General features: G+C 73.0%; 8 protein-coding genes, 2 pseudogenes and 1 riboswitch. Of the genes and pseudogenes, 4 read left to right on the top strand and 6 right to left on the bottom strand.

All coding sequences use genetic code 11. The features are described from left to right. Positions 1–2: 2 nt before the first annotated feature. Positions 3–638 (top strand): TetR/AcrR family transcriptional regulator, encoded by a 636-nt coding sequence (locus tag UK82_RS02715; protein WP_044884454.1) that lies wholly within the window; start codon positions 3–5, stop codon positions 636–638. Here UK82_RS02715 and UK82_RS35170 read toward each other — a convergent pair. Further along, positions 598–789, bottom strand: a complete 192-nt coding sequence (locus UK82_RS35170; RefSeq protein WP_055406185.1) for a hypothetical protein — start codon at positions 787–789, stop codon at positions 598–600. The two genes, UK82_RS02715 and UK82_RS35170, sit on opposite strands and share 41 nt — an antisense overlap. A 616-nt stretch (positions 790–1405) precedes the next feature. On the opposite strand from UK82_RS35170, the gene UK82_RS02725 reads away from it, so the two are divergent. Next, positions 1406–1912 (top strand): hypothetical protein, encoded by a 507-nt coding sequence (locus tag UK82_RS02725; protein ID WP_044884452.1) that lies wholly within the window; start codon positions 1406–1408, stop codon positions 1910–1912. A 223-nt stretch (positions 1913–2135) separates the two neighbouring features. Continuing rightward, entirely contained in the window at positions 2136–2849 is a 714-nt protein-coding gene (locus tag UK82_RS02730) for a VIT family protein (protein ID WP_236705415.1), read from the top strand. Positions 2850–2904: 55 nt separating this feature from the next. Here UK82_RS02730 and prpB read toward each other — a convergent pair whose 3' ends face one another. From prpB to UK82_RS02750, 5 genes and pseudogenes are all read right to left on the bottom strand, one after another. After that, positions 2905–3819, bottom strand: a complete 915-nt coding sequence (gene prpB, locus UK82_RS02735; protein ID WP_055406186.1) for a methylisocitrate lyase — start codon at positions 3817–3819, stop codon at positions 2905–2907. Continuing rightward, a pseudogene (locus UK82_RS35175) lies at positions 3819–4094 on the bottom strand (MmgE/PrpD family protein); the annotation flags it as partial. The pseudogene UK82_RS35175 and the gene prpB, both read right to left, overlap by 1 nt. Before the next feature lies 1 nt (position 4095). Beyond that, positions 4096–5327: pseudogene (locus tag UK82_RS02740) on the bottom strand (MmgE/PrpD family protein); the annotation flags it as partial. An 82-nt stretch (positions 5328–5409) separates the two neighbouring features. Then, positions 5410–6321: a CbtA family protein gene (locus UK82_RS02745; protein WP_044884449.1), complete on the bottom strand. Its 912-nt coding sequence runs from the start codon at positions 6319–6321 to the stop codon at positions 5410–5412. A 14-nt stretch (positions 6322–6335) separates the two neighbouring features. Then, positions 6336–6548: a CbtB-domain containing protein gene (locus tag UK82_RS02750; protein ID WP_044884448.1), complete on the bottom strand. Its 213-nt coding sequence runs from the start codon at positions 6546–6548 to the stop codon at positions 6336–6338. A 53-nt stretch (positions 6549–6601) separates the two neighbouring features. Further along, a riboswitch (cobalamin riboswitch) is annotated at positions 6602–6683 on the bottom strand. Between the two features lie 167 nt (positions 6684–6850). Here UK82_RS02750 and UK82_RS02755 point away from each other — a divergent pair. After that, positions 6851–7531 carry a TetR/AcrR family transcriptional regulator gene (locus tag UK82_RS02755; RefSeq protein ID WP_055406188.1) on the top strand — a complete coding sequence of 227 codons (681 nt, stop codon included), beginning with the start codon at positions 6851–6853 and terminating at the stop codon, positions 7529–7531. Positions 7532–7594: the final 63 nt, after the last annotated feature.

Below are 7594 nucleotides of genomic sequence, written 5' to 3' on the forward strand. Positions count from 1 at the left end.
ACATGTCGGACGATCGGGGCGAGGCCACGCCGGGTAGGCGAGGCGGGCGCGGCGCCCGGGAGCGGATCCTGCGGGCGGCGGACCGGCTCTTCTACGCCGAGGGCATCAACGCCACCGGCATGGAGCGGCTCACCGACGTCGCCCAGGTCTCCAAGCGGACCTTCTACCAGCACTTCCCCAGCAAGAACGCGTTGGTGGAGGAGTACCTGCACCGGCTGGACACGATCGCCGCGCCGCCGCGGGAGCGCGCCCTGGCCCGCGACGACCTGCTCCCCCGCGACCGCCTGCTCGCCCTGTTCGCCCTGTTCGCGGCCGACCCCGCGGGCCCCGCGACCGGCGAGGCGAGGCTACGGGGCTGCCCGTTCCACAACGCCGCGGTCGAGACCGCCGGGACGGTGCCGGCGGTCGAGCGGGCGGTGGTCCGGCACAAGGAGGCGTTCACGCGCCTGCTGACCGAGACCGCCCAGGCGGCCGGCGCCACCGATCCGGCCGCGCTCGGCCGTCAGCTCGCCGTCCTGTTCGAGGGCGCGACGGCGCTCGCGACCTCGCTCAACGATCCCGCGCCACTCGCCGACGCCAGGGCGGCCGCGGCCGTGCTCATCGACACCGCCCGCGCGCGACCGGAGCGGGCCGGCTGAGCCGGTCGAGCCGGTCGAGCCGGTCGAGCTGCCCGAGGCGGACGGCCCCCTGCGCCAGCACGACCTCGCCGGGTGCCAGCGCGATGGGGGCGGGTTGCGGCCGGGGCTGCCACCCGGCGGCGAGCGCGTTGCCCCGGTCGGCGCCGGCCACTCAGCTCTGCTCGTACGGGTTGCTGGGGCCGGCTGGGACCGGCGCCGCGCCGGACCGATACGGGTCAGACCCCTTCGGGTCGTGAAGGGACACGGCGATATCACCCCGGCATCCTCAGTGCGAAACGGTGGTGAACCTATTGTTCGTCCTGGGGGATCCACACTGTCGGCATCGGTCCGGATCGGCATCGGTCCGGATCAGTGCACACCGCGCTGATTCCGGCCGCTGTTCCGGCGCGGCAGAGCCGGTCTCGGGGCGGCGGATTCGATCGGTGGCGGGGAGCACGGCGCGGTCGAAACGGAATCGGCCTGGCGCTGACGGCGGGTGATATCGGTGGGGGCGCCGTCCGTGCGGTCGGGTGGCCGGAAACAGCCGGGAGGGCTGTCGATTCCACCACCCGGACGCCGACCCGCCGGTGCGGCCGCGTGGGGCACCGCCCGGATCGTCCCGGTCGGGACGAGCGACGCCCCGGGTTTTCCCCCTTGGGCCGGCCGACCGATGTTTGCCATGCTCGATGGACGCTGTGGGAAAGGTGACGGATGGGACAGCTGCCGGTCGGCAGAATGCTGGAGGTGACCCGCCGACACGACCGCTCCCCCGGCCGCGGCCGGCCGGCATGACCGCCGGCACGGAATGGGAGATTGACGGCGCCGACCTGCCGACCCTGGTGCTGCCGGACACCGACGGCCTCATCCTCGCCGGCCCGCCCGCCGCCCCGGCCGGCGAGGCGTGCGTCGAGGTCGACTTCCTGCCGGTGGAACCGGACGTGCTGCTGCGGGCCGCGGTGGACGCCGCCGCCTGGCCGCACGTCGGATCCGTCACCGTGCACCCGCGCCGGCATCCGCCGGCACGGACCCGGCTGGCGTTCTTCATCGGGCGCCAACTGCGGATCGAGCGGTCCGCAGCCGGCTGGAACTCCCCGGTGGTGACCCTCGGCGCCGCCCTGCGACCCGAGTCGGCCGGCGGGCAGGGGCTGCGCATGGTCGCCCACCACGCCCGGGTGCATGACGGTGGTGGCTGGAGCCGGCACACGCTGTGGGAGGTCATGGGGCTGCGCCAGTACGTAACCTGGCTCGACCGCCGGCCGGCGAGCAGGGGGATGGGTCGACCCGACCGCGCGTGAGCGGCGGCACCGACAGTGAGCGGCGGCACCGACAGTGAGCGGCGGCACCGACAGTGAGCGGCGGCACCGACAGTGAGCGGCGGCACCGACAGTGAGCGGTGGCGCGGCCAGTGAGCAGCGGCGGGCAGAGCCGGCAACGGCCTCGCGCCGCGGGGCGATTGTCACAGTGAGGAAGGGCATTCGCGGGTGTCCGGTCCGGTCTGCCCATGCTGAAATGCTCGGCATGGCGGCAGCGAGCACGATGGCCCGGCACCGGGAGCGTCACGGCGCGCAGCGGGCCGGCTGGCTGCGCGCGGCTGTCCTCGGCGCGAACGACGGGCTGGTGTCCACCTCCAGCCTCGTCGTCGGTGTGGCTGCAAGCGGCGCGTCGAGCGGCGCGATCCTCACCGCGGGCCTCGCCGGGCTGACGGCGGGGGCGCTGTCCATGGCCGCCGGCGAGTTCGTCTCGGTCAGCGCCCAGGCCGACATCGAGCGCGCCGACATCGCCCTGGAGCGGGCGGAGCTCGCGGCGAGCCCGGCGGCGGAGTTCGCGGAGCTGGTCGGCATCTACGAGCGCCGCGGCCTGCCGCGTGACCTGGCGGAGAAGGTCGCCGAGGAACTTACTGAGCGTGACGCCCTCGGCGCCCACCTGCGCGACGAGCTCGGCCACAACGAGATCAACGAGGCCCGGCCCCTGCAGGCGGCGTCGGCGTCGGCGGGTAGCTTCACCCTCGGCGCGCTGGTGCCGTTCATCGGGATGGCGGCGCCCGCGGGCACCGCCCGGCTCCTGCTCATCGTCGCGGTGACCGTGCTCGGCCTGGCGGTCGCGGGGGCGCTGGCGGCGCGCGCCGCGGGCACCGCGCTGCTGCGCCCCACGCTGCGCGTCGTGCTGGGCGGCTGCGTGGCGATGGCGGTGACCGCCCTGGTCGGCGTCCTTGCCGACGCCGCCGGCGGCTGAGAGCCGGGCCCCCGCCGGGTCACCAGCCAGCCTAGAGTCACGCGCCCGCCTGCAATCACGCGCCGTCGGGCGATCCCGGAATGCGGAAGGTGAAGACGCTGTCGTCGAAGGTGTTGTAGGCGGCGTAGTCGAGGAGTTCGTAGAGCCGGGATCGGTGTTGCATTCGGTCGAGGAGCCCGGTCTGGGTGCCGTCGGCGGCGAGGCGGCGCAGGCCGTCCTCGGCGGCGCCCATGGCGAGGCGTAGCAGGGTGACCGGGTAGATGACGACGTTGACCCCGACCGATTCCAACGTGGCGGCGGTGAGCAGCTCGCTCTTGCCGAACTCGGTCATGTTCGCGAGGATCGGCGCGTCCACGGCCGCACGGACGGCTTCGAACTCGGCGGCATCCGCCAACCCCTCAGGAAAGATCATGTCGGCGCCGGCCTCGACGTAGACGCGGGCCCGCTCGATCGCGGCGTCGAGGCCCTCGACACCGCAGGCGTCGGTGCGGGCGCACAGGACGAAGTTCGGGTCGCGGCGGGCGACGACGGCCGCGTGGATCCGGCGGACCATCTCCTCGACCCGCACGACCGTCTTGCCGTCGAGGTGGCCGCAGCGCTTCGGATTGACCTGATCCTCGAGGTGGCAGCCCGCGAGCCCGGCGTCCTCGAGGACCTGGACACTGCGGGCGACGTTCATCGGCTCACCGAAGCCGGTGTCGGCGTCGACGAGCGTCGGCAGGTCGGTGACCCGGGCGATCTGCCCGGCCCGGCCGGCGACCTCGGTCAGCGTGGTCAGGCCGATGTCGGGCAGGGCCAGGTCCGCGGCCAGCACCGCGCCGGAGACGTAGACCCCGTCGAAGCCCAGCTCGGTGATGAGGACGGCGGTCAACGGATTGAACGCCCCGGGGAAACGCAGCAGCCGGCCCGACGCCAAAGCGGCGCGCAGCGCGGCCCGGCGGGCGTGGGGTGGGGTGCGGGCATGCAGCATCAGAAGATCCCCGCCGTCTCGCCGGTGGCCGGCGGCCGCTCGGGCACCAGGGTGAGCCCACCGAGCTCGTCCGGGGCGAGCTCGGGTAGGCGGACGGCGACGTCGAGGAAACGGTCCTGCTCCTCGGCGGACACCACGCCCTCGGTCAGCCGGCGGAACTTCGCGAGGTACTCCGCCCGTCCGAACGGCCGCGCGCCGAGCGGATGGGCGTCGGCGACGGCGATCTCGTCGATGACCGGGTCACCGTCGTCCCGTTCGACGACGACCCGACCGCCNAACGCCTTCTCCGCCGGGTCCGCCGCGTGGTAGCGGCGCGTCCACTCCTCATCCTCCACCGTGACGATCTTCCGCCACAGGGCCACGGTGTCCGGCCGCGCCGCCCGCTGCGGGGCGTAGGACCGCTCGTGATGCCAGTCGCCGTCCTGCAACGCCACCGCGACGATGTAGGGGATCGAGTGGTCGAGCGTCTCCCGGCTGGCCGTCGGCGAGTACTTCTCCGGGTCACCCGCACCCGAGCCGATCACCTGGTGGGTGTGGTGACTGGTGTGAATCGTGATCTTCCTGATGCGAGACAGGTCACCGAGGCGGGGGCCGAGCCGGCGGGCCAGATCGATCAGCGCCTGGCTCTGGTACTCGGCCGAATGCTCCTTGGTGTAGGTGTCGAGGATGGCGCGCCGGGCCTCGCCCGATCCGGGCAGCGACACGACATACCGGGCGCCCGGTCCGTCGAGCAGCCAGGCCACGAACCCGTCCTCACCCTCGTAGGCCGGTGACGGCGCACCCTGCCCGCGCATCGCCCGGTCGACCGCCTCGACGGCGAGCTTGCCGGCGAACGCCGGGGCGTACGCCTTCCAGCTCGAGATCTGCCCCTTGCGGGACTGTCGGGTCGTCGTCGTCGTGTGCAGCGCCTGCTGCACCGCCTGGTAGACGACCTCGGTGGACAGGCCGAGCAGCGACCCGAGACCGGCGGCGACCGACGGGCCGAGGTGCGCTATGTGGTCGATCCTGTGCTGGTGCAGGCAGATCCCACGGACCAGGGCGACCTGGATCTCGTAGCCGGTGACGATCCCCCGGACGAGGTCCCGGCCACCGAGACCGAGATGCTGCGCGGCGGCGAGGATCGGCGGGATGTTGTCACCGGGATGGGAGTAGTCGGCGGCGAGGAACGTGTCATGGAAGTCCAGCTCCCGCACCGCAACGCCGTTTGCCCACGCCGCCCACTCCGGCGACACCCGAACCTCGCGCGGCAGGCCGAACACCGTCGAGCCGACCCGCCCCGGCGCAGCCGGATGGCGCACCGCCTGATCGCGGGCGGCGGCAACCGGCGGACGGCGCAGCGACGCCGCCGCGACCCCGGCGTTGTCGATCACCCGATTGATCACCATCTCCGCGACCTCGGGCACCACCTCCACCGAGTCCGCCGCCACCGCGGCGATCTTCCAGGCAAGCTGGTCCGGCCGCTCCAACCGCTCGGCGCTGCGGTGTACCCGCACCTCGTGATCGATCATCCTGCGCGCCCCCGTCCTCCCCGTCGTGTTCCCCGTTCCCGGACGCCCGGGCAACAGCCGGCGTCCGGGAACGGGCCAGGGCTCAGCCGGCGGCGGTGGTCGGTGCGGGGGCGGTGGTCGGTGCGGGGGCGGGCCGGTCGGCTGCGGACGCGGCGGTCCGCGCCTGCCGGCGGGCCGGCGCGACGGCGAGGCGTTCGGCAAGCTGGCCGAAGGCGAGCGCGATCGTCGCCCAGAGGACGAGCTGGCTGACCACCGAGTAGAACCGGAACCGGAACAGCACGTCGGCGGGGAAACCCGGGTAGACGATCGTGCCGTTCGGGGCCGTGAGCGGCTGCGGGGTCTCGGTGGCGAAGTCACCGAACTCCGCCCGGTTCGCACCGAGATGCCCGTAGGCGGGCAGCAGGGCCATCGCGACGCCGACGAGCACCAGGAACACGACCCCCGCGACCAGGCTCGCGTTCCAGGTGCCGACGCGACCCGCCAGCCACCGGCCCACCACGACCGCGAGCCCCAACGCGACCACCGAGACCGCGACCATCGTCACGTACAGGGCGCTGCGGGCGCCGATCGTCTCCTCGTGCCCGATCGCCGGCGGGTTGGCCGGATACTTCGCGAACGGGACGAGGTAGAGACCGACGAAGCCGGCCCCGGCGAGCAGCGCGGCCAGCACCCTTGGCCGGATGTTCGGGTAGCGGCGCGAGACGATCAGGTAGACGACGACGAACAGGCCGCCCACCGCCAGCCCGAACAGCGCCATCCCTACGCCGATGCCCAGGTTGCGCTGCACCGAGCGGCTGAAGACCTCGCCGTGGTCGTGGGCGCCGGCGGTGAGACCCGCCGCGGCGTCCAGCGCCTCCTGCGCCTCGTGCCGCCCGTCCTCGTAGTCGATCGCCTCCTGGACGAGGGGCTCGGCGAAGATGCGGGCGAAGACGAACGCCAGCAGCCCGCCCAGCAGGCCGGCCCCCAGACCGCGGTAGATGTAGCGGAACTCCATCTTCCCGCCCCCGCTCAGTGGCAGGGGAACCCGAGGAAGTGGCGCGCGTCGTGGACGAACTCGTGGAGGTGGGTATCCGAGCCGAACAGCGACGTGGCGCCCTGGTCGACACCGATGAAGTAGAGCAGCAGCAGCGACAGCAGCGCGGTGAGCCCGAGCGCCGCCCGGCGGGCGGTCAGCGGGAAGGAGATGGATCGCTGCCGTGGCTGGGCAACGGGTGTGGTCATGGAAGCCCCCTCAGGGATCGTGCGTCCCGGTTGTTCGGACCACCTGTGCTCGGGTCTGACTCCCGGTACCGCCGCCCACACGGACAGGCAGACCGGTCACAGTGGCGCGACCGCGCCGGATTCCCACCGGCTTCCTCACACAAGCGATCGGAGTATGCGGTTCGCGCCAGGCCCCTGTCAACGCCGACGAACCGCGCGAAGCGCGCAATCGCCCAGGTAACGGACCGATCGGGCACACAATGCCCACCTACCCCGGAGCCCGTTATGGACCATACGGTAAACTATACGGTAGCCTCGATTGCATGGCACGACCACGCACATTCGACGAGGACCAGGTCGTGTGCGCGGCGCGCGACCAGTTCTGGGCGACCGGCTACACCGCCACCTCGCTCGACGACCTGACGGCGGCCACCGGGCTCGGCCGGGGCAGCTTGTACGGCGCCTTCGGCGACAAGCACGCGCTGTTCCTGCGCGCCCTGGACCGCTACTGCGACGAGGCGGCCGCCGCGATCCGGGCCGATCTGCGCGCAGCGGGCAGCCCGTTCGAGCGGCTGGCGGGGCACGTCCACGCGATGGTGGCGATCATCGTCGGCGACGTCGAGCGACGCGGCTGCCTGATGGCCAAGAGCGCCGCAGAGCTCGCCGGCACGGACCCCGAGGTGGCGCAGCGGGTGAACCGGGTTCTCACCGAGGCGCACGCATTGCTGACCGAGTGCGTCAGCGAGGCGCAGCGAGCCGGTGAGCTCGCCGCCGGCCACGATCCCGCCCGGCTGGCCGGCCTCGTGCTGGTCGTGCTGCGCGGGCTGGAGACGGTCGGCGCGTGCGGCGCCCCGCCCTCGATGATCCGCGACGCCGCCGAGCAGGTCCTCGCCCTGCTCCCCCGCCCCGCCGACGCCGCTGACACCACCGACGCCGCTGACACCACCGACCTTTCGGATACCAGCGCCCGCCACTACCGACCTTTAATGCGCGAGGTCGGCTGATTGATCATGGGATGGTGTCAAGGTCAACCCGGTGCCCGCCAGGCAGCCCTCGAGCAGGTCAGG

This window comes from Frankia sp. ACN1ag (assembly GCF_001414035.1).
Lineage (GTDB): Bacteria > Actinomycetota > Actinomycetes > Frankiales > Frankiaceae > Frankia > Frankia torreyi.

What these genes read in the sequence shown, in the direction of transcription:
- UK82_RS02715 (WP_044884454.1), top strand. Translation starts at nt 3, where the DNA reads ATGTCGGACGATCGGGGCGAGGCCACGCCGGGTAGGCGAGGCGGGCGC.
- UK82_RS02725 (WP_044884452.1), top strand. Translation starts at nt 1,406, where the DNA reads ATGACCGCCGGCACGGAATGGGAGATTGACGGCGCCGACCTGCCGACC.
- UK82_RS02730 (WP_236705415.1), top strand. Translation starts at nt 2,136, where the DNA reads ATGGCGGCAGCGAGCACGATGGCCCGGCACCGGGAGCGTCACGGCGCG.
- prpB (WP_055406186.1), bottom strand. Translation starts at nt 3,819, where the DNA reads ATGCTGCATGCCCGCACCCCACCCCACGCCCGCCGGGCCGCGCTGCGC.
- UK82_RS02745 (WP_044884449.1), bottom strand. Translation starts at nt 6,321, where the DNA reads ATGGAGTTCCGCTACATCTACCGCGGTCTGGGGGCCGGCCTGCTGGGC.
- UK82_RS02750 (WP_044884448.1), bottom strand. Translation starts at nt 6,548, where the DNA reads ATGACCACACCCGTTGCCCAGCCACGGCAGCGATCCATCTCCTTCCCG.
- UK82_RS02755 (WP_055406188.1), top strand. Translation starts at nt 6,851, where the DNA reads ATGGCACGACCACGCACATTCGACGAGGACCAGGTCGTGTGCGCGGCG.